Genomic DNA, 21,015 nt, shown 5'->3' with positions numbered 1-21,015 from the left:
CAAAATAAATTTGGAGGTGGTGTTTATGGATGGCTAAAGGGAAGTTCGAACAATGGCTCACTCCAGAAGGTCTTTTGCAGATTGAAGGATGGGCCAGAGACGGCTTAACTGATGAACAGATTGCCCACAACATGGGGATAAAACGCCAGACACTATACGACTGGAAGAAGAAGTATCCCGACATTTCTGACGCCTTAAAAAGAGGCAAGGAGATTGTCGATCGTCAGGTTGAGAACGCCTTGCTTAAACGGGCGCTTGGGTATCAATTTGAAGAAGAAACCTATATTTCAATGCCGTTAAGCCAGGAAGAATATGATTTAAAAGTGGATGTCGAATTAGGCATCTGGAATAAAGCGCATCCGAATGCTACGCAGGATGAGCGCGACTTATTTATTTTGTCCATTCCAAAGAGAAGAGAAGTGCTTGAAAAGAAAGTGGTTAAGCAGGTATCCCCTGATACAACCGCTCAAATTTTTTGGCTGAAAAATAGAAAGCCTGCTGAATGGAGAGACAAGCGTGAAATTGAGCATGGCGGCGAGATCACCAACAATATTGATCTTTCTGGCCTGTCGGTAGAGGAGTTGAGGAAACTTGCCCGCTCTGACGACTGAACAACGAAAAGCGATTGCGAAATTAGCCAGGGAAGAACTTGCCCGCCGCTCTTTTCGTGATTACGTGGTCCATGTTCATCGTGGAAATTATACGCATTTTCGGCATACTCAATTCATCTGTGATGCACTTGAGCCTATCGCTAAAGGTGAACAGCGTTTCCTGATGATCGAAATGCCGCCGCGTCATGGTAAATCAATGACTGTGACAGAATCGTTTCCTTCTTATTTCATTGCAAACAATCCAGATAAACGAGTCATTGCTGCCTCTTATGCTGATTCTTTGGCCCGCAAATTTGGGCGCCTGAACCGGCAAAAAGTAGAGGAATACGGCAAGGCTCTTTTTGACGTTGAAATTTCGGCTGTGAATGCGGCTCAAAATAACTGGGGGATTGGCGGGAAACGTGGCGGGATGATTGCAACTGGTATCGGAGGTTCTATTACTGGCGAAGGTGCAGACTTGCTGCTGATTGATGACCCATTTAAAAATGCTGAAGAAGCAAATTCAAGTACCATTCGCGATAAGGTATGGGCAGAGTGGGAGAGCACCTTGTCAACGCGCTTGCACAAAGGAGGCTCTGTCATTGTCATCATGACCCGCTGGCATGAAGATGACATTATTGGGAGACTGCTTGAGCGGTCGCCTTATAACTGGCAGCGGCTTCGGCTTCCGGCTATTGCAGAGGATGAAGACGATGCACTTGGCAGGGAGATGGGAGAGCCGCTTTGCCCTGAGCTTGGATTTGATGAAGAATGGGCAAAAAACAAAAAAATCGAGGTTGGTTCCCGTACATGGGCTTCTCTATTTCAACAACGTCCTTCACCAGCAGGCGGAAACATTTTTAATCGTCACTGGTGGAAATTCTACGTACCGGATGAAACAACCAGGGCTCAGCTTGGCTTATCAAATGATGTAGAGATCCTGCCGCGTATATGGGATAAACAAGCTCAATCTTGGGACTGTACCTTCAAAGACACCAAAACATCTGACTTTGTTGTCGGTGAAGTCTGGGGCAAAAAGCAGGCGAATTTCTTTTTGCTTGATATGATCCGGGACCGGTTAAACCTGCCAGAAACCATGAAGGCTATCCGTCAGCTGACAGCCAAGTGGCCAGCTGCTAAAGCCAAATACATTGAAGATAAAGCAAACGGACCTGCTGTCATCCAGATGTTACAGGATGAAATCAGCGGGTTAATTGCCGTCAATCCGGAAGGCGGCAAGGAAGTAAGGGCAAATGCAGTATCGCCACTTGTGGAAGCTGGTAATGTGTATCTGCCGCATCCAGCTATTGCTCCTTGGGTGAATGACTTCATTGAGGAAGCCACCGCTTTTCCTAATGGGAAAAATGACGATATGGTCGATAGTGCAACGCAGGCTTTGAATAAGCTTCAGACAGCAAAAAGCAACTTGCTCGAACGTCAAAAACGATTAGCTGGGAGGTGAATAAATGAATAGATTGGATATGGCTAAACAGCAAATGAAGCAAGAGAGAAATGATTTTATGATAGGCCATGGCAAGGGCGGGGAAAAGGATATGTTAGTCCGCCAAAAGCCTGGACTTCGGCAGACGTTAAGCGAGGGCGATATCACTAATATTTATGCGAATAACAGAATTGTTCAAAACATCATCGACATTCCCGCAGAGGATATGACACGCAGCTGGTTCACCTTGCGCATGGAGAATGACAAGTTAGGCAATGACATCATGAGCCGACTGGCTGATTTGAACGTGAAAGATGCATTCAAGAAGATGCGCCAGTACGAGCGTTTGCGTGGGGATGGCTTTGTCAGTCTTGGTGTAACGCAGAAGACAGATTTCACCCTCGCCTCAGAATTGAAAGAGGACGAATTAAAAAGAATCGATTATCTCCATGCTTTTTCTGGAATGAAAGTGACCAGTTTTTTAACGAACGAAGATGTATTCAGTCCGAAGTACGGTCAAATTGAACGGTTTAAAATTCGTAGGCGCACCAGTAAATCTGGCATCATTGTTCCGCAAATGGATGAAACCATTGTTCACTCTTCTCGCTTCCTGCATGATCAGACACGCCGCATGGAAGATGAGGAACGTGGACAGTCATTACTTGAACCGATGTACGATATCATTAAGGTGCTAGACACTTCACTGTGGTCCGTCGGGCAAATCCTTTATGATTACACGTTCAAGGTATATAAATCAAAAGGCATTGAGGATTTGACGAAAGAAGATAAACGAGAATTAACGACTTTGATGGACTTTATGTTTCGAACAGAAGCCCTTGCCATCATTGCTGAAGGCGAGGAGTTGAAGAAGGAGTCCACAAATACAAATGGCATCAATAATCTGCTGGATTTCGTATGGGATTACCTGGCCGGTGCCGCTCGTATGCCTAAAACGGTTATTAAAGGGCAGGAAGCCGGTACACTGGCGGGCGCTCAATACGATGTCATGAACTATTACTCTCGCATTGCTGCTTCACAGGAGAATGAAATGAAGCCGCTGCTTGAACGGATAATCCGCATGCTTTTGTGGGCAGAGGATGAACCAGGCGGCCGCGTGGATCCGGACTCACTGGAATGGGAAATTAAGTTTAATCCTCTGTGGTCCGTAGATGCCAAAACAGATGCGGAAATTCGGAAGATATCTGCTGAAACGGATGCAATTTACATTACGCATGGTGTTCACACACCAGATGATGTGAGGGAAGCACGCTTTGGTCAGTTTGGTTTTGCAGAAGAAATGAAGCTCAGCGGGGATGCAGCCGATCCAGCTTATATAGATAAGATGGCGAAAGAAGTCTACTCAGCTTGGAAAGAACGTGGTCAGAATGGCTAGGAAAGTGCCTCCCACACTTTTTCCCGATGCCGTAGCAGTTTCATATTATCGGAATGTTAAAAGGCTCATAGACGAGCTAGGCAAGGTTACTCTCAGCATGTTTGATGAAAGCATTAAGCCGCAGATCAAAGAGTACCGAAACCGTGTTGATGATGAATCGTACAGAGTTGATGGACCGCTTGATGTAATCAGGCAGTCTATTGAGGTCATGAAAGGATTATCGCTCGGTATTTTTACCGCTGATAATATCCTGAACATTGCTTCTAACTTTGTGAATGGCGTAAACAATTTCAACAAAAAGAACATGCAGGATCAGGGGCGTGTGAAAGGCATCGATCCTACGCAGTTTGAGCCTTGGCTTGATGAGTTCATGAGAACGTCCATAGCGGAGAATGTGAGCTATATCAGCACCATCCGTGATGAATACTTTCCTAAAATCGAATCCATTATCTATCAAGGCGTAAAGAATGGTACCAGTCCAAAAGAAATTCGGGATCAGCTGGTGCAGCGTACAGGCATGTCAGAGAAGCGGGCGAAATTCATTGCCCGGGATCAGACAGGCTCCATTCTTGGCCAGATGACTGCTGAACGGCACAAGGCAATGGGAGTTAAGAAGTTTAAGTGGAGCACATCAAACGATGAAAAGGTACGTGATTCGCACGACAAGCTGGAAGGACAGGTATTTGAATATGCTGATCCGCCGGCTGTTGGGTTGCCGGGTACTGACTATAATTGTAGGTGTACAGCGATACCTTACTTTGAATAAGTTTAAACAAATAAGGAAAGTCTTTGTAAGTAGATGTTAAAATAAATTTGGCTATTTTAAAAATTTATTTTGATAAAGAGGTGTAAGGGTTTGAGCGGTCTTTTGTTTCTAGGAGATATAATTCGGTTGAAAGATAGTAAGGAAAAAATTGAATTGATAGAAGGGCATCATCTTAGAAAAGCTACAAGTGAAGAGATTAAGGATATAAAAGAGGGGATGGATTCTCTAGGTAACTCAGACGGATTGAGGCACAGGCATGAATCAATTTCCAAACCCATCGATAATGGCTATAAGTTTGAAGAAATAGATGAAAAAGATTGGAATTATTGGGTAATAGAAGTGAATAAATCATTTGTGAGTAGTGACTTTGTGCTAGCAATAACATTGTGGAAAAACGGTTTAAACAAACTTTTTGAATTGCTGTACACTTTTGATAAGGATGAATTTGTATCTATAGATGATTATTTCAAAGATCCACTTAATCAGCATACTATTATGTCGATACGCCGTATAGGCTCTGCAACTGGAATTATAAATCAACCTAACATCTATTTTAATTTTTTAGATAACGATGCTGATGATTACAATATAATAGAGATATCAGAAGTTGATGCTGAAGATATAAAAACACTTTATACTCTAGTCAGAAATTTCCGAGCAGATGCTGAGAAATACCCTTATATACAAAAAGCATTGGTGGATTTTGGGACATTAAAAATGATTTCTAAAAAAACCCCGTTTTTTTATGTGGGTATATTCTCAATAATTGAATCCTTGTTAGCTCACAATCCATCAGGAGATGGGGATAAAGGAATTACCCATCAGTTGTCTAAGAAGTTGCTTCTCCTAAATAAAAGATTTAAGAAGCCCTTGGTCCTAAAAGAGTACTTTAATAATCCCGCTAATTTCGAAAAAACTATAGGTAAGCTATATAATTACAGAAGCACTATTGCTCATGGGGACTTTGCTAATTTTGAAAGCACCCTTCAATCCATAGAAAGTAAAGAGAAGGCAACTGAATTTCTGTATGTTTTATTGAAAAATTTAATAATTATTTCTTTAGAAGAACCGGAACTAGTATCGGATTTGAAAAATTTATAAAGAGAAGAAGGCTATCACTAAGATAGTCTTTTTTTATTGCTTAAAAGGAGGTGAGAACATTGTGAGAGTACAGCGATATGACAAGATGCTGATTAGGGATTCCATGCTGAAAAAGGATTCATTCGGTTTTTTAACTGTGACCGCTCCTATTACCCGCCCTGGCGTTTTTCCGTATCAAAGGCAGGATGGAACGGTTCAGTATGAAGCAAAGCTTCCAGACGATGTGTTCAGTGATTTAGCCATCTATTCAGCACGGGCAAAGCCAGTAACGGACGGACATCCAAATGAAGAAGTAACAGTCGATAATATCAGCCGTTATTCAAAAGGAATGACACATACAGACAGCCGTGTAGAAGGTGGCATGCTGGTTGTTTCTATGACAGTCACGGATGCTGCTTTAATGGACCGTATCTTTAGCGGTGAACAAAGTGAAATCAGTATCGGGTTTTTAAGCGATATTGTGGAACAGCGCGGCACATACCAAGGTGATGAATACGGCTATGTGCAGAAAAATATTGATATTAACCATGTCGCCATCGTGGACAGAGGACGAGCGGGCCCGAAAGTGGCGATCCGCGCTGATTCTGATGCATGGCAAATTGATAATGAAAGTGGAGGGAAACCAAACATGCCAGTATACAAAATTGACGGAAAAGATTATGAAGTGGATCCGACTGTAAAAGCCTATATGGATGCGCAGGATGCGAAGCTTCTTGTAGCTGATTCAAAAGTAAAGGAATATGACAGTCTGAAAGGTCGCTTCGATGCACAGGCAGTTGCGTTAGAAGCGGCGCAAAAAGAAGCGAAAGACGCGAAGGAAAATCAAATGTCTGCGGATGAATTAGATCAGAAGGTGGAGGCGCGAGTGGCACTAATTGCTGGTGCAAAGCCGCTACTAGAAGATTCATTTGACTTTAAAGGTAAATCAGAACGCGAGATCAAGGAAGCAGTCATTTTGAAAGCGAAGCCGGATTTTAAAGGCGACGGTCTTTCAGATGATTACGTAAATGCTTTTTATGATGCGACAGTGGGCCACGTGCAGCAGCAAGGCTTTTCTTCTACTGGTTCAAATCATCTTTTCTCAGGTGATGGTGCTTCTTCTGGCCAGCTTCAAGAGAAGAAAAACCAACGCTTAAAAATGAATCAATAAAAATAAAGGAGGGCACTGATTATGCCTATTACAGAATACGGAAAGTACATGCCGGAAGCGCAACGGGCAGGGGCACTTGCCAATTACCAGGATTACAGCGCAGATACAAAAGCCGCTGAAGAAGTGATTCCTTTTGGTGCAGCCGTTCAGCTGGGTGCAGATGGTGAGGGAGTAGTAAACGTAAAGGCTGGCGGCAAGCCGTACGGTATCGCCCTGGCGCAGGACATTCATGATTGGATTAATAACGCGGATGATCAGCATTACAAGCAATATAAGCCAGTTGCTGTCGTACGCAAAGGTGTTATTTGGGTTACTGCAGGCGAAGATGTCCTGACAGGCGAATTAGTCAATGTTAACCCGGCAGATGGTCGTTTTTATGCTTCTGATACTGCAACAGCTGGAACAATTCCTGTTCCGACTGGTGCTTTTAAAACATCTGCAGCAGTCGGCGCATTAGTCCAGATTGAAATTAACCAGCCATAAGAGAAAAGGGAGGAAGATAGAATATGACAGGATTTAGAGAAGATATGTTGATCCGTCCGCAAGACCTTGAAGCAATCGATAATGTTGTATATGAACCGAAAAAAGAGGAACTGATTGGCCGGACATTGTTCAGCGTGAAAAGTGACGTTCCAGCCGCTGCAGAAGTATATGGATATGATGTCATTACCCGTTCAGGATCTGCAAAAATCTTAGCACCAGGGGCGGACGATGTACCGTTGGTTGACGCTGATAAGCGCCGCCACAAGGTTGATATTTATTCCATTGCTAATGCCATTCGCTACAGCATTCAGGAGCTGCGCCAAGCGCAGATGGCAGGCATCCCTGTTGATTCTGCAAAAGCTGAGATTGCTCGCCGCGCGATGGCAGAAAAAGAAAACCGCCTCATTTGGCATGGGGATGCAAAATACGATATGCCTGGTGTTCTAAATGCAGAAGGAATTCAAACGGTTGCTGTGGATGCTGGAGCGAGCGCACAAACGGAATGGGCTGAAAAGACGGGGAAAGAAATTGTCGCGGATCTCCGAAAAGCACGTTCATTGGTAAATCGTCTGCCAGGCCATAATGCCAATACGCTCGTTTTAACGCCTGCTGGCATGGAAGCATTGGAAATGGAGTACAACGCTAATACAGATAAAACAGTATTGGAGTTTATCCGCAGTCAAAACTGGTTCTCAAATATTGTCGCTACGTCGGATCTTGAAGGGCAAGGGGTCGGCGGCACAGATTGCTTCTTGGTTCTCGACAATTCACCTTCTGTTATTCAAATCTTAATCACGATGGATATTTACCGCCATCCGACAGAATACAAGTTTCCAAACTACAAAGTGCCGTTTGAGGAGCGTTTAGGTGGCGCTGTTGTCCGCTACCCTATGGCAATCGTGAGAGGAGACGGTATCTGATGTTAGTACAAAACAAAGGCAAACACGTTCGTCATGCTGCAGGTGTCATGGTCATTCCAGGTGCCAACCAAATTGAGGATGCTGCATGGAAGAAATTCAGCGGTCATCCTCTAATGAAAAAGCTGATTAGTGCAGGAGAAATCGAAGCGATGGGCCAGGCACAGACAACGAAAGATTTGAAAGCAGATAAAGCCATTGCACTGGTGAAGGACACGTTTGATGTGTCGCTGTTAACAGAGTGGAGAGCGGCAGAGGACCGCACAACGGTTTTAGAAGCCATCGATGCGCAACTGGCTGAACTTCAAGGTGAAGGCAATCCAAATGGCACGCCGGACGGCGATGAATAAGGAGGGAATCACTGATGATCGTAAACAATAAAGGCGAACACGCTCGTCATATCGGCGTGTATTTGGAACCGGGTGCGAATGTTCTGTCTGAAAAAGATGCGACAAAATTCACGAAAGTGTATGAAGATCCGCGCCTGCAGCATTTAACGAATGATATTGAAGTTGTAAAAGAAAATGAAGAGGATTCTTCTTCTTCTGCTTTTACTAGCTTAAATGCTAAACAAGCAATTGAACTGGTAAAGAGCACGTCTGATTTGGCGCTGCTGGAGCAGTTTAGAAAAGAAGAAACAGAAGGCGACGGCCGCAAGACCGTTCTTGAAGCGATCGATGCCCGTGTAGAAGTATTGAGCAACCCTGTTATCGAGGAAGCACCTGCAGCTGAAGAACAGGAGTGATGAAACATGGCAGAGACAACAATTGAACGCATTAGGGCAACCGCTTCTCATTTGGCAGCTGTTCCAGATGGCACACTTGCTTTGTTAATGGAAGATGCCGCACTCGAAGTCTCCAAGCTAAAAGCGCCGGAAGAATACAAGGAAAAGCTAGTCCGGTACCTGACGATTCACTTTGCGTCCGTAGAAAAGAAGACAGTCCTTAAAGAGAAACTGGAAGGGCTTGAAAAAGTGTATGCTGACAATGACGGAGCAAAAGGTTTGGCTTCAACGGTATATGGCGCGGAATATCAGCGAATGTTAGACGATTTGGGTCTCTCTCCTAAAAAGGTCGGGCTCAATCTGATGGTGCTTTAACATGGCTGGAAAAGACTTTGAAGTAACGGTTACTGACGAAAATCAGTTGGATGTCATTGAGCAAATTTTTGATGACCTCAATAATTATGCGGTCGAAGTTGGAATTTTTGCTGCTGATAATTCATTTTATGCCATGATTGCGAATGTTCATGAGTACGGCCTTACGATTAAGCCGAAAAAAACAAAAGCGCTGACGATTCCAGTTAATCCGAAAGCGCATGGGAAAAGAGCTTCTGATTTTCCAGACCTTTTTAAACCGCGTGGCACAAATGTGTTGGCAATTCCAAAGGGGAAGGATGATTTTGAAGTTCTTTTTGTGCTGATGAAATCTGTAACGATCCCAGAGCGTTCTTTTGTCCGTTCGACTTTCGATGAGAAAGAGGAAACTTGGTATCAATTCTTGCAACAGCAGATGAACTTGGTTTTGGCAGGGAAGCTTTCAGTCAAAGACATGTACAACCGCTTGGGTTCATTAGCAGCGGCGGATATTCAAGCGAAAATGGCGAATTTCGGTTCGCCTAATAATTCGACGGCCACAACAAGCGCAAAAGGGTCAAGCAGTCCGCTTATTGATTCTGGTGGCCTTCGTCAGCGTGTGACGTGGAAAGTGGTGAAACGAAATGCCTGAAAAAATGATTTTTGCTCCAATGGTACAGGAAAATGGGAAGCCATTCACGGCTTTTCAAAAGCCGGTAGGAGAAAAAGGACGCTATGTGGCAGGTGACTGGGTAGAACCGGAGTCTATTCCTGTTCCGTCATTTGGCGTCATTTTGCTGTTTTCCGATGACGATCTCCGTTATTCAGAAGCAGGTACCTACTCAACAAAAGATCGAAAGCTTTATACGATCGATCCGCTTGAGCAGGGGCAGGAAATTGAATACAAAGGCATCCGTTACACGGTCCAGCAGTTCAAGGACTACAGTGATTACGCGGATGTCTTTATTTATGTGGCAAGGTGGGCTGGCAATGCTGACAACAGCGTTTAAAAACCTTATTGCTCTACTCGAAAAGCATACGGGCGTTACATTCGTTAAAGCGGATCAGGAGGGTGCTGTACAGCCCCCCTTTCCATACGTCGTTTATAAAATCACTTCCCCTTATATAAAAGAACGAAATGCTGGGTTTAGCAGTCCTTATGAGGAGGGCGGCATCCAGTATGACCGCTTTCAAGGACAGCATCTTTTTACAGTGTCGTTCAACGCCTTTGCGGATGACCAGGAGGCGGCTATGAATTATGCCTTTCAGGTACACCGATGGTTTCTTTTTTATGGACAAGAAGCTGTCTCGGAACAAAACTTTGCAGTCGTTAACGTGTTTAACATTGAAAACCGCACCACTCATTTAATAGATCACTATGAATACAAATACGGATTTGATGTGCAGCTGAGAGCCGCTTTTGAAGAATTAAAGGCACTTGATACGTTCATTGAATCTGTAGAAATCACAAATACAGGAGGGTAAAACATGCCAATTAGAGACGTAAGCGTAAATATTGCGCTGGATAAACCGATCGGGCTTGCTGGTTTTGGAAAGCCATTAATCATCGGACAGAATACAGACGGTTTTGCGTATAAAGAATATTTAACCTTAGAGTCGCTGGAAGCCGACTTTGCTAAAGGAACAGATGTATATAAAAAAGCACAGGCGCTACTTGACCAGGATAACCGTCCGGCCCGCTTCGCTGTTGCAGGCTATGATTCTGCTTCTACGGATGCCACAGTATCAAAAACAGCTGCTGAACTAGTAGCTGCTTCGCTGTATCTCGACTGGTATTTTTTAATCACAACAAGCAATACGCCGGCGGATATTGTGGCAGTGGCGGATGCCATTGAAGCTTCAAAAGCAAGCGGTTATCCGAAGATGTATTCCGGCCAGGTAGCAGCTGCTGCTGATTTGGCTACCGTTTTAGCCAAGGGTTATGAACGCACTTTTGTAGGCGTTCATCCTATTACTGAAGCATTGGATGCGGCAAATGTTGGGGAGAACGGCAATAAAGAAGTCGGTTCAATCACATGGAAAGGAAAATCACTCAACGGCATCACACCGCAGGTTCTGACAGCGGATGAACTCGCGGCGATTGAAGATGCAAATGGTTACGCCTATCTCACAAAAGCCGGTGATAACGTTACTTCTGAAGGAAAGGTTATGTCTGGAGAGTATATCGACGTCATGCATGGCCTTGACTGGGTAACGGCTAATATTGAGCAGCGTGTGCAAAAGGTCTTTAACAATAAACCAAAGGTTGCCTATACAGACGGGGGCATTTCACAGCTTGAATCGGCCGTTTTGAGCGTCTTAAAAATTGGGTTCCGTCAGGGTATTATTGCAGACGATGAAACCGGCGCAGGCATTTACTCAACATCTTTCCGTCTGCGTTCAGAAACAACTCCAGAGGAACGGGCATCCCGGAAATATACAGGCGGAAACTTTAACTTTGAATTAGCCGGCGCTATCCATGAGGCAGCGATCAGCGGCACCGTATCACAATAACCCATTTATTAAAGGAGGAAGGCACACATGGCAATAAAAGCATATGATTCCAGTAAAGTGATCCTGCTTGTTAATGACTTGCAGATCACCGGCCTGGCAGAAGACACACCAATTGGATTTGAAGCCGCTGAAGACGGCTTTGAGTATTCAGTCGGTTTTTATCCTGAGGACGTGGTCATTTCAGAAACAAATAACAACGTGCACACAGCAACAATTATTTTGCAGGCAACAAGCCCATATGTGAGAGTAATGGACGCATATGCCATGAACAACGAGTTTGTTTCTGTGTACGTGATGAACAATAATGAGCCGCGTGAAAAATCCGGTGGTACAACAGCCCGCATCCAGCGTCCAGCTAACCGGTCTTATGCAAAAACATCGGAAAACCGTGAATACTCCGTGGTTGTCTTTGATTACAAAATCGAGGATTAATCATGGGGCGCGGCAAGGTCGTACAGCTTAATGTATCGAAGAAGCGGTCTAAACAGGCCGCTCTTTTATTATTCAAATACAAATCGGAGGTCCATAAAATGGCGAAAAAATTAGGAACGAAAAAAGAAGTAACAATCGAAGGCGTAAAATACACATTCCAGCATCCTGGTACTGAGGCAGCACTTGATATTCAAGACCGTGCAGTAACAAAAACAGGAGGATTCTCTTCGAAAAAAATGGCTGAAGAACTGTTTAAGCATGTAATCATTGAACCAAAAGTGTCTTTCGATTATTTCGATGAGCATGACGGCTTTGACGAGGTGTTCGAAGAGGCGTTTACCTTTCTTCGAACATGAAAATAATCCAATAGATCAGGTCATGGCCCGGGTTCATATAAAAGATAAATGGTGGTTTTATAAACCAATTGTGAACAAGGTCTTGTCCTATACAGAAGCAAGCAGCATGAGTCCAAAACAGCTACAGGAATTTAGTGTCGCAATGGATTTGCAAAAAGAAGCAGACGAATCGGCTGCTAAGAATCAAAAGTAGCCGTTTTTTAATTAATTACAGCGGAAAGGAGGGGAATGAATGGCTTCTGAAAACGCGCGCGATATGGCCGTTGGTATTGCCGTAAACGCTGACAGCAACCCGATCATACGGATCAACCGTGAAATGAACAATACACGCCGGAATGCAATGGGTGTGAACCGTTCTGTTGCTGGTATGGGACAGAGTTTCCGCAACACACATAGGGAAATGATCGATGAATCACAGGCATTTGTAAAGCAGGCTGATCGGCAAAGTGCATTAATCCGAAACTTGGCCAAAACAATGGGTTCCAGCGCCACGCAGTTGGCTGATAACTGGCGGGATATGAGCGATGAAATGAAAAAATCGCTTATCCGTAATCACAATGATATGCGGAAATACCGTCAGCAGTTGATGGGTGTTGAAGGCGACATGTGGAAGCTCAGCAATCAGATGGGCCACTACAAGGGCACAACAAATGACTTCATGAGCGAAGTGAACAAGCTGGGCAAAGAGCATAAAAAGATTAGCGAGCAAATGATTAACAGCAATGTCTCGCTTCGCCAAAGTTACATTCAGCAGGCTGCCACCGTGATGAACCTGAGCACCACATCATCGAAAATCACCAAGGTTTATGATGATACGAACAACGCTTTGTACAGGGTCAATAAGCCATTACTGGCTGTCACAGATGGCATGGAGCGCCTAGCGAAGCAAGGAAATCCTGTCGTCATTGCATTAAAGCAGCTTGGTCCGAATGCATCGATGAAAGAGCTGCAGGACCGGATCAACTTGATTAATACCGGAATTATGCGTCAACAGATGCTGCTCATGGTCATGGGCGCCGCATGGATTGGGTTTACTGCCATTGTGGCCAGAACGGCAATGGGACCTGACGTAGAGAAAAACCTTCAAGCTCAGGCACAAGCATGGGCGGACTATAGACAGGCAGTAGATCAACGCACGCAGGAAATCGCGAATACATTCGGCTTATTTGAGCAGGTGCAGATGCAGGCGACAAACCCGCGCCAGTTGTATTTAAACCTGCAACAGCAGATCAAAATTATGCAAGGCTGGCAGACTAACCTTTCAACTCTAGCTCAAAAGGGAGTAGATCAAGGATTTATAGCGGAGCTTCGCAAAATGGGTCCTTCAGCAGCCGGTGAGATCGCTGCACTTACTCAAATGAGCGACAAAGGCTTAAATGAGTACGTCGCCATGTGGAAAGAAAAGCACCAGCTTGCCCGAACCGCCGCTACGACCGAATTAGAAAAACTTCGTCAAGAAACAGTTGCTAAAGTACAGGGATTGAAAGATTCACTCAAGCCACTGGGCGTTGCCGTTTATGAGTTCAAGAATGTTTGGGCATCTGCTTTAGCTCCCTTTGTGGAATTTTGGGGGCAAATGGCTTCATATGTGGTCAAAGCAGGTACGAAAGTAGGCGAGTTTGTTCAAAAGCTGAATGACATTAGCCCGTGGATCACTAAGATTGCTGGAATGTTTGCATTCTTAGCAACTACTATGGTTTTGATTCTTACTCCTATGGCAATAGGGATTGGTTATATTGCAGGTATGAAGGTAGCCTTTGCTGCTGCTTGGATGGCTATTAAACCATTTGCTATTGGTTTAGCCAGTGTTGGGGGAACGGCTATGTTGGTTGCTGGTGGTGTCATTGCCCTGGGTGCTGCTCTTTATTTGTTGTGGACCCGATCAGAAACATTCAGAACGGCCGTAATAAGTGGCTGGGAATCCATAAAGCAGTCTGCTATTTCTGTGTATGGATTTTTAAAACCATATATTTTACAGGCATTTGAAGCCATCGTTTCGTTTGGTCAGCAGAAGCTTACTCAGTTACGTCAATTTTGGGATGAAAATGGGCAGCAGATATTTCAAGCTGTTAAAAATATCTGGACGCCTATTGGCGCTGTGATCAAAACCGTTCTTGGAGCGGTGTGGTCCGTCATGAAATTTGTGTGGCCAGCTGTATTGTTCTTGATCAAATCTGTTTGGAACAATATTAAAGGTGTTATCGATGGCGGCTTGAAGGTTATTTTAGGCGTCGTGAAATTATTCTCCTCCATATTTACTGGCGATTTCGGCGGTATGTGGGAAGCGGTCAAACAGATCTTCTCAGGCGCGGTTCAGTTTATTTGGAATTTCGTTCAGCTGACATTCTACGGAAAACTTCTCGGTGCAGGAAAAACGTTTATCATGGCTTTCCGTTCTGGATTCACGACTATGTGGACGGGCATCAAGAGTATTTTTACTTCAGGCGTAACGAATGTACGTAATTTCTTCGTGAATGGCTTCAACTGGCTCCGGAACTTCTCGAATAATATTGTCAGTAGCATGACATCAGGAATTGCGACACGGTTCATGAACATGGTGAATAACACGCGTAAACTATTTACGATTTTGCGGGCCTATGGTGACAGTATTTTTAAAGCCATGTGGGGAGCAATACGCGGCACCGTTAGCAATATAGTAACCGGTGTTCGGACGGGTTTCACAACCATGAAAAACCGAGCTGTAGAAATCGCAACTAGCCTGAAAACAACTGTCATGAACCGCTTCACTGACATCGTAAACGCTGCGAAAAACTTGCCGAAAAGAATTGGTGATGGCATAAAGGCAATGGCGAAAGGCGCAATGAGTGGCGTGAAGGCGCTGGCTAATACGCTTGCTGCCGGCTTGGAGTCAGTCCTTAACAAAATTACGCAGGACGGGATCAACAAGGTATTAAGCAAATTAGGCGTTGATAAAAAATATCAAATTCCAAAGTTTGATATTCCTCGATATGCCCAAGGAACAAAAGGACACCCAGGCGGCCCGGCTCTTTTGGGAGATGGACGCGGAACCAATGCGGGTCCAGAGCTTTACCGAACACCGCAAGGGAAAGTCGGATTAAGCCCAGCTACCAATACGATCATGAACCTTCCAAAAGGGACACAGGTACTATCCGCCACTAATACCCGCAAAGTACTGGGCGGCATGCCGGCATACAATCAAGGGAACACGACTGTCGGAGACTTCATGGCTGGAGCAGGCAACGCTATAAGAGACAAAGTCGCTACAGCAGCTACCAAAGCGAAAGATTTTGCCTTTGATGTTTGGGATTATGCTTCTGATCCAGGCATGCTCATGAACAAAGTATTCGATACCTTCAATCTAAAGGTTCCTAACGTATCAGGTGCTTTTGGCCAGGTTGCTTCTGGTGCCGTTTCTAAAGTGAAGGATGGCGCTATTGAGTATGTAAAAAGCAAGATTGGCTCCCTCATGGATTTCGGCGGCGGTTTTACAGGGGGAATGGAAAAAGACCCTCATAAAATCGGTGCTGGTGCTGGTAAGGGCGGCATGATGCGCTACGTTGAGTACTGGTACAACCAGGTTAAAGACCGTTTCGGAAAAACGAATTTTATGGGTGGATTCAACAACCGAAATGTGCGTGGCGGAAGCAGTAAATCCATGCATTCATATGGTCGTGCCTTTGACATTGGCGGCTCTCATGAAACGATGAGCAAGATTGCAGAGTATTTAAGAACAACTGCCACCAATCTTCAGTATGTCATCTACAACCATAAGATTGCCGGTCCTGGCCAGGGGAAACCTTGGCGAAATTATGATGGGGTAAATCCACATACGGACCACGTACATGCTGACTTTAAAGCTGTAAGTACTGGTGGCGGGGCTATTGCTAATATTAAGGGTGGCGCTGCAGCATGGAGATCCGCAATCCTTAAGGCAGCTGGTCAAATGAAGGAGCCTGTAACATCGGCTCAAGTCGATGGAATCATTGCGCAAATCCACAGGGAATCCAAAGGAAACCAAACGATCTTCCAAGACTCTCGTGTCAATGACATTAATATGAGAAATGGAAATCCAGCGAGGGGATTGCTTCAGTACATCCCGCAAACATTCAAAAAATATATGATGCCAGGACACACGAATATTTTGTCCGGCTTCGACCAGTTGATGGCGTTTTTTAACAATACAAACTGGAGAAAAGACCTTCCTTACGGCCGAAGAGGGTGGGGTCCGACAGGGGCCCGGAAATATTACAGAGGTGGACGCATTGCTTCTCGTAATCCGGTATGGGTAGGAGAGAACGGGCCTGAAATTGCTCAGTTCCCTGGCGGGACGAAAATCACGAGCAATCGTGACAGCATGGCCATGGCCGGCAGCTACGATTCATCCGGTACTAGTACAGGCTCACCAACAGGCGGCAATATTTACATTAATAAAGTCGAAGTTATTGTCCAGGGTAAAGCTACAAAAGAAGATGGCTATGCAGCTGCAGAAGGTTTTGCAGAAAAAATGAACGAATACTTCGGAGGTCTAAACCGGATAATGCCAATGAATAGAGAGGGGTGAGGGGAAAGTGGAGTTAAACGGTAAAGTCAATCTGCAGGGATATCTGATTCATGGTATCACAGAAGATTGGGATGTGCCTGGAGACCTTCCTTCACAGCCAGTCGAAGATGGAATGGATTTGACCGATCACGTCATAGTGGGAGCGACCACTCTTTCTCTCACTGGTATTTTGACAAGGCCGACACCTGAGCGGGTGCAGGTGCTGATTGACCGGTTGGAATCATGGAAAGCAGCCGGTACCCGTCTTCAATATGAAGGAAGCAAGATTGTTCAAAACGTGGCTATAAAGGATTTTAAATACAGCAAAGATGCAAAGATCCGGAATGGCTATAATTTTTCAATGACATTACAGCAGATACGGGTCGGAAAACCTTCTTATGTAAAAACAACTGCGCCTGCCGCAACAAAGCCCGTCACCAATTCGGGGCAGAAGCAGCCGGCCAATGCCAATACAAAAGAAAAGTACCATATCGTGAAAAAGGGAGACACATATTGGGCATTAGCAAAAAAATACGGATCGACAGTAAAACAGCTGCGTGATTGGAATAAGTACCCTGACAGGAAGATTCCAATAAAAGCAAAATTGAGGGTTGCTTAATGAAATATGAATACGTGCCAATTGAAAAAGAAAATGTCCCTTATCGGTTTGAGATAGAGCTCGGTACCGAGCTGTTTGAATGGGAAGTGCGTTACAACCATTTACATGATTTCTTCACAGTGGATTTGTATAAAAACGATGAGCCACTGGTTTACGGAGAGAAAATCGTGTACGGCATCCCGCTATTCCAGGATGTGTACGATCAGCGTTTTCCAGCGCCGACGATTGTGCCGCTGGATGAAGCGGGTTTTGAAAGTACAGTAACGTATGAAAATTTAGGGAAAACGGTATTTTTGGCGGTGATGAATCAATGAATTTTGGCCGTTATTGCAAAGTAGCGATTGATACCCTGTCTCTTGACAGTGACATGCTGACCCACGAATTTGAGGTTCCATTTGACAACGATACGGAGCCGAATGAAAGCACCATTTCAATTTACAATTTGAAAAAGGATACGATTAACCGGATCAAGCAGACTAAAAAACTGGTGCTGTCAGCCGGTTATAAAGGAGATATCGGCACGATCTTAAACGGGCATGTCTCAACTGTTATCACAGACGCAAGCGGTGCAGACCGGGCAACGAAAATCACAGTGCTGGATTCGACGCCTTTGGATAATGCAAAGACTGTTTCCAAAACCTTTAAAGCAAACATCAAGGCAGACCAGATTATTAAAGATTTAGCTGCTTTACTTAAGCTGAATCTGCATGTGCTGAATTTGCCGAACAACAAAACCTATAAAACAGGCTTTACTGCAGAAGGAGAAATCATGAATATCATTCGTGATGTCGCCCGAAGCAGTGGAGCCTCTTTTTATATCAACAAACAAAAGATTGTTATCCGGCCTATTCATGTTGGCGATCCTGTTCAATTCATCTTAAAGCCGGAAACGGGATTAATTGGTTCACCTGAGTATTTTGAGGATGAATTGAATGGACAGCGATTCAAGGGTTACAAGATACGCTGCCAGCTACAGCCGCGAATTACGACAGCTTCCATCATACGTGTGGAGTCTAAAGTGTTTAAAGGGCGTCTTTATGTCCGAAACGGCGTGCATCGCTGGAGCAATTCAGATTTTATTACAGAAATGGATGCGATCTTATGAGCCAGGCAACCGCATTTTTCGAAAACCTTCAAGCAAATCTTTTGGCGAATTTAAACACTGGCATGCCCTGCCGTGTAATCAGCTATAACAAAGAGCTGCGTGAAGCAAAGATACAGCCGCTGTTCAAGACAAAAGAAAAAGGAAGAGATCCGATAGACCGTTCTCCTGTTGAAGGGGTTCCGGTTGTCTTTCAACGTTATGAAGTGTCTTATCCGGATGGCAGCAAAGAAATCCTAGTTTGCACCCCTGATTTAAAGAGAAATGATGTGGTCTGGGTTTCATTTGCTCAGCGGGATATGGCAGATGTGTTAGACGGAAAGAGTGCCTATCCAGGCCCAGAAACAGCGTTTAAGACAAACAATGCAGTGATAACGGGGTTGATTCGATGAAAGACATTTTATTAGATGACAGCAGCGATCTTCTGTTTGAAAAGGGCGATTTCGTGTTAGGTGAAGATGAGCAGGAACTGAAGCAGTCCCTTTATATCAACTTGGCCACCAATAAAGGGGAATGGTTCTTAGATGTAGAAGCGGGGCTGTCCTTTAAATCGATTACCGGAAAACCGACGGACGCGCAGATTCGTGCAGCTGTTATTGAAGCGCTGGCGCAGGAGCCGCGTGTCACGCTGATTCAGGGCGTACAGATTGAGCAGGACAGAAAAAACAGAAAAGTAATGATCTTGTTTAAAGTCCAGACAACAGAAGGCGTGGTGGAAGACGAGGTGATGATAAATGGCGCTTGATAAAAACGGCTATAAACGAAAAACGTATGACGAGCTGTTAACAGAAATGCAAACCCGTGCAAAAGAATTGTTTGGGGAAAACACCAATGTTTCAAACCGGTCGGTGATCGGCATTTTACTCCGGATCATGGCTTGGTTCCTGTCTCTTGTATGGGAAGACAATGAGGATGTGTATTATTCTGCTTCTATAAACAGTGCAACCGGTGCAAGTCTGGACAGGCTGCTGCCTTATGGCGGGATATCCCGAAACAGCGAGGGATATGCAGAAGGTCCGCTGCTTATAAACGGAACACCCAACTATACGCTGCTTCAGGGTTTTCAAGTGACGAATCCATCCGATGTATTTTTTGAAACCATAGAGGACGTCACACTTGATGCGAATGGAAGCGGCACCGTAACCATTCGGGCTGTTGAACCTGGCATCACCGGAAATGTTGGTGTTGGACAGGTGACTATTATTGTAAATCCAGATGCCAATATTGACTCAGTTACCAATCCGGAAGAAACTGCAAACGGCCGCGAGAAAGAAACCGATACCGAATCAAAAGACCGATACGCTGTTTCAGTTGAGGGTCTTGGTTCTGCCACGCTTCCTTCTGTCCGCGCAAATCTTTTAAAGCTTCCCGGTGTCCGTGCAGCACAGGTAATTGAAAACTATACAATGGAAACGGTGAACGGACAGCCAGCGAAATCCATTCAGGCGTTTGTTCTTGGTGGAATTGATCAGGAAATTGCTGAAACAGTTTTCACTACAAAAGCCGGTGGAATAGAGCCATTCGGGACTATTACGAAAACTGTTTTAGACTTGAGCGGTTATGAACACATAGTTCGTTTTTCTAGAGCTGAAGAAGTCCTTATCCGGATACGTGTAACAATTCAAAAAAACAACGCTTTCCCGGCAGATGGAGGGGACCAGGTTCGTTCTGCCCTTGTCCGTTTTATAGGCGGCGAAGATATCAGCGGCGCTTTATATGCTGGATTAAGCATGGGCGATGATGTCATTTACTCGAGGATTATTGCGCAAATTTATAAGGTGGAAGGGATAGACGACGTTCAACTGGAGCTTTCAGCCGATGGAATCAATTATGTTTCCAGCAATATTGCCATAGGACTGCAACAGGTAGCCCAGACAGACAGCGACTTCATTGAGGTGACGGCAAATGTTTAATGCACCTGCTATTGTCAATCGTTTTGCAGATTTCTTCAACAAGCGGCCGGATAGCAATTTAGGGAAGTTCATGCTTTTGTTTTCTGAACAGCTTCAGGAATTAAAAGACACGAATCAGCGTATTCGAGAATGGCGGTCTATTGATAATGCTGAAGGAGCCGGGCTTGACTTTATTGGCCAGAATGTCCGCCAGTCTCGTGGTGTTGCCACAGATGAAGTGTACCGCGTTTTATTGAAATCAAAAATAGCCCGAAACCTTTCAACAGGTGATATTAACACGATTATCCGCGTCTTAGCTTTGGCACTGAATGCAGATTACAAGGATATCAGAATAAAAGAGAAATGGGCAGATCCAGAGAATCCGGAGCCTGCAGCTATTTCTCTTATTTCTGTTCCAATCACTCGGCTGAACGAAGTGGGAATGGATCCCGTTCAGTTTGGGCGTATTGTTCAAAAGACAGTAGGCGGTGGAATTCGTGTAGAAAGCATTGAGCTCACGGGTACCTTTGAGTTTGGCACTACAGCGATTCAGTACGATCCAAACAAAGGATTCTCAGACGTCGATGGAACCACGGGCGGTTATTTTGGCTCTCTGTACAGTCCATCAACCGATCAGGATTTACCGATTTAAGGAGGGATAA

General features: G+C 44.7%; 26 protein-coding genes. All 26 read left to right on the top strand.

The window, feature by feature from the left end; all coding sequences use genetic code 11:
• Nucleotides 1–29: 29 nt before the first annotated feature.
• The 26 genes from BA724_RS07930 (at nt 30) to BA724_RS07810 (ending at nt 21,005) form a co-directional block, all read left to right on the top strand.
• Nucleotides 30–611 (top strand): hypothetical protein, encoded by a 582-nt coding sequence (locus BA724_RS07930; protein WP_069938125.1) that lies wholly within the window; start codon nt 30–32, stop codon nt 609–611.
• Nucleotides 592–2,052: a phage terminase large subunit gene (gene terL, locus BA724_RS07925; protein ID WP_069938124.1), complete on the top strand. Its 1,461-nt coding sequence runs from the start codon at nt 592–594 to the stop codon at nt 2,050–2,052. Before BA724_RS07930 ends, terL begins: the two co-directional genes overlap by 20 nt.
• 4 nt (nt 2,053–2,056) lie before the next feature.
• Nucleotides 2,057–3,424 (top strand): anti-CBASS protein Acb1 family protein, encoded by a 1,368-nt coding sequence (locus BA724_RS07920; protein ID WP_069938123.1) that lies wholly within the window; start codon nt 2,057–2,059, stop codon nt 3,422–3,424.
• A gap of 97 nt (nt 3,425–3,521) precedes the next feature.
• Nucleotides 3,522–4,190 carry a phage head morphogenesis protein gene (locus BA724_RS07915; protein ID WP_169818527.1) on the top strand — a complete coding sequence of 223 codons (669 nt, stop codon included), beginning with the start codon at nt 3,522–3,524 and terminating at the stop codon, nt 4,188–4,190.
• 126 nt (nt 4,191–4,316) lie between these two features.
• Nucleotides 4,317–5,291: a HEPN domain-containing protein gene (locus BA724_RS07910; protein ID WP_141719898.1), complete on the top strand. Its 975-nt coding sequence runs from the start codon at nt 4,317–4,319 to the stop codon at nt 5,289–5,291.
• A gap of 61 nt (nt 5,292–5,352) precedes the next feature.
• Nucleotides 5,353–6,441, top strand: a complete 1,089-nt coding sequence (locus tag BA724_RS07905; RefSeq protein ID WP_083256137.1) for a DUF2213 domain-containing protein — start codon at nt 5,353–5,355, stop codon at nt 6,439–6,441.
• A gap of 21 nt (nt 6,442–6,462) precedes the next feature.
• On the top strand, nt 6,463–6,924 hold the full coding sequence (locus BA724_RS07900; protein ID WP_069938119.1) for a structural cement protein Gp24: 462 nt from the start codon (nt 6,463–6,465) through the stop codon (nt 6,922–6,924).
• 23 nt (nt 6,925–6,947) lie between these two features.
• Nucleotides 6,948–7,844 (top strand): DUF2184 domain-containing protein, encoded by an 897-nt coding sequence (locus tag BA724_RS07895; RefSeq protein WP_069938118.1) that lies wholly within the window; start codon nt 6,948–6,950, stop codon nt 7,842–7,844.
• A complete protein-coding gene (locus BA724_RS07890) occupies nt 7,844–8,191 on the top strand; it encodes a hypothetical protein (protein ID WP_069938117.1) in 348 nt (115 codons plus the stop codon). The genes BA724_RS07895 and BA724_RS07890 overlap by 1 nt, the downstream gene beginning before the upstream one ends.
• 14 nt (nt 8,192–8,205) lie before the next feature.
• Nucleotides 8,206–8,586, top strand: a complete 381-nt coding sequence (locus BA724_RS07885) for a hypothetical protein (RefSeq protein ID WP_069938116.1) — start codon at nt 8,206–8,208, stop codon at nt 8,584–8,586.
• Between the two features lie 6 nt (nt 8,587–8,592).
• Complete coding sequence (locus BA724_RS07880) at nt 8,593–8,940, top strand: DUF4054 domain-containing protein (protein ID WP_069938115.1); 348 nt, start codon at nt 8,593–8,595, stop codon at nt 8,938–8,940.
• A gap of 1 nt (nt 8,941) precedes the next feature.
• A complete protein-coding gene (locus BA724_RS07875) occupies nt 8,942–9,568 on the top strand; it encodes a hypothetical protein (RefSeq protein WP_069938114.1) in 627 nt (208 codons plus the stop codon).
• Nucleotides 9,561–9,926, top strand: coding sequence for a hypothetical protein (locus BA724_RS07870; protein ID WP_069938113.1), 366 nt, complete (start codon nt 9,561–9,563; stop codon nt 9,924–9,926). Before BA724_RS07875 ends, BA724_RS07870 begins: the two co-directional genes overlap by 8 nt.
• On the top strand, nt 9,907–10,401 hold the full coding sequence (locus BA724_RS07865) for a phage neck terminator protein (RefSeq protein ID WP_069938112.1): 495 nt from the start codon (nt 9,907–9,909) through the stop codon (nt 10,399–10,401). The genes BA724_RS07870 and BA724_RS07865 overlap by 20 nt, the downstream gene beginning before the upstream one ends.
• Before the next feature lie 3 nt (nt 10,402–10,404).
• Complete coding sequence (locus BA724_RS07860; RefSeq protein ID WP_069938111.1) at nt 10,405–11,430, top strand: DUF3383 family protein; 1,026 nt, start codon at nt 10,405–10,407, stop codon at nt 11,428–11,430.
• A 27-nt stretch (nt 11,431–11,457) separates the two neighbouring features.
• Entirely contained in the window at nt 11,458–11,862 is a 405-nt protein-coding gene (locus BA724_RS07855) for a phage structural protein (RefSeq protein WP_069938110.1), read from the top strand.
• A gap of 98 nt (nt 11,863–11,960) precedes the next feature.
• Nucleotides 11,961–12,218: a hypothetical protein gene (locus BA724_RS07850; protein WP_069938109.1), complete on the top strand. Its 258-nt coding sequence runs from the start codon at nt 11,961–11,963 to the stop codon at nt 12,216–12,218.
• 70 nt (nt 12,219–12,288) lie between these two features.
• Entirely contained in the window at nt 12,289–12,411 is a 123-nt protein-coding gene (locus BA724_RS19020) for a hypothetical protein (RefSeq protein WP_281181999.1), read from the top strand.
• A 39-nt stretch (nt 12,412–12,450) separates the two neighbouring features.
• Entirely contained in the window at nt 12,451–16,761 is a 4,311-nt protein-coding gene (locus BA724_RS19015; RefSeq protein ID WP_069938108.1) for a VldE C-terminal domain-containing protein, read from the top strand.
• A 7-nt stretch (nt 16,762–16,768) separates the two neighbouring features.
• A complete protein-coding gene (locus BA724_RS07840) occupies nt 16,769–17,359 on the top strand; it encodes a LysM peptidoglycan-binding domain-containing protein (protein ID WP_069938107.1) in 591 nt (196 codons plus the stop codon).
• Nucleotides 17,359–17,673, top strand: coding sequence for a phage baseplate plug family protein (locus tag BA724_RS07835; RefSeq protein ID WP_069938106.1), 315 nt, complete (start codon nt 17,359–17,361; stop codon nt 17,671–17,673). Before BA724_RS07840 ends, BA724_RS07835 begins: the two co-directional genes overlap by 1 nt.
• Complete coding sequence (locus BA724_RS07830; protein ID WP_069938105.1) at nt 17,670–18,464, top strand: phage protein; 795 nt, start codon at nt 17,670–17,672, stop codon at nt 18,462–18,464. Before BA724_RS07835 ends, BA724_RS07830 begins: the two co-directional genes overlap by 4 nt.
• Nucleotides 18,461–18,853, top strand: a complete 393-nt coding sequence (locus BA724_RS07825) for a Gp138 family membrane-puncturing spike protein (RefSeq protein WP_069938104.1) — start codon at nt 18,461–18,463, stop codon at nt 18,851–18,853. The genes BA724_RS07830 and BA724_RS07825 overlap by 4 nt, the downstream gene beginning before the upstream one ends.
• Nucleotides 18,850–19,206, top strand: a complete 357-nt coding sequence (locus tag BA724_RS07820; RefSeq protein ID WP_069938103.1) for a contractile injection system sheath initiator — start codon at nt 18,850–18,852, stop codon at nt 19,204–19,206. Before BA724_RS07825 ends, BA724_RS07820 begins: the two co-directional genes overlap by 4 nt.
• On the top strand, nt 19,196–20,374 hold the full coding sequence (locus BA724_RS07815) for a baseplate J/gp47 family protein (RefSeq protein WP_069938102.1): 1,179 nt from the start codon (nt 19,196–19,198) through the stop codon (nt 20,372–20,374). The genes BA724_RS07820 and BA724_RS07815 overlap by 11 nt, the downstream gene beginning before the upstream one ends.
• Complete coding sequence (locus tag BA724_RS07810; protein ID WP_069938101.1) at nt 20,367–21,005, top strand: hypothetical protein; 639 nt, start codon at nt 20,367–20,369, stop codon at nt 21,003–21,005. The genes BA724_RS07815 and BA724_RS07810 overlap by 8 nt, the downstream gene beginning before the upstream one ends.
• Nucleotides 21,006–21,015: the final 10 nt, after the last annotated feature.

Source organism: Domibacillus iocasae (assembly GCF_001750285.1).
GTDB lineage: Bacteria > Bacillota > Bacilli > Bacillales > Domibacillaceae > Domibacillus > Domibacillus iocasae.
This window is presented reverse-complemented; position numbering and strand designations above follow the sequence as displayed.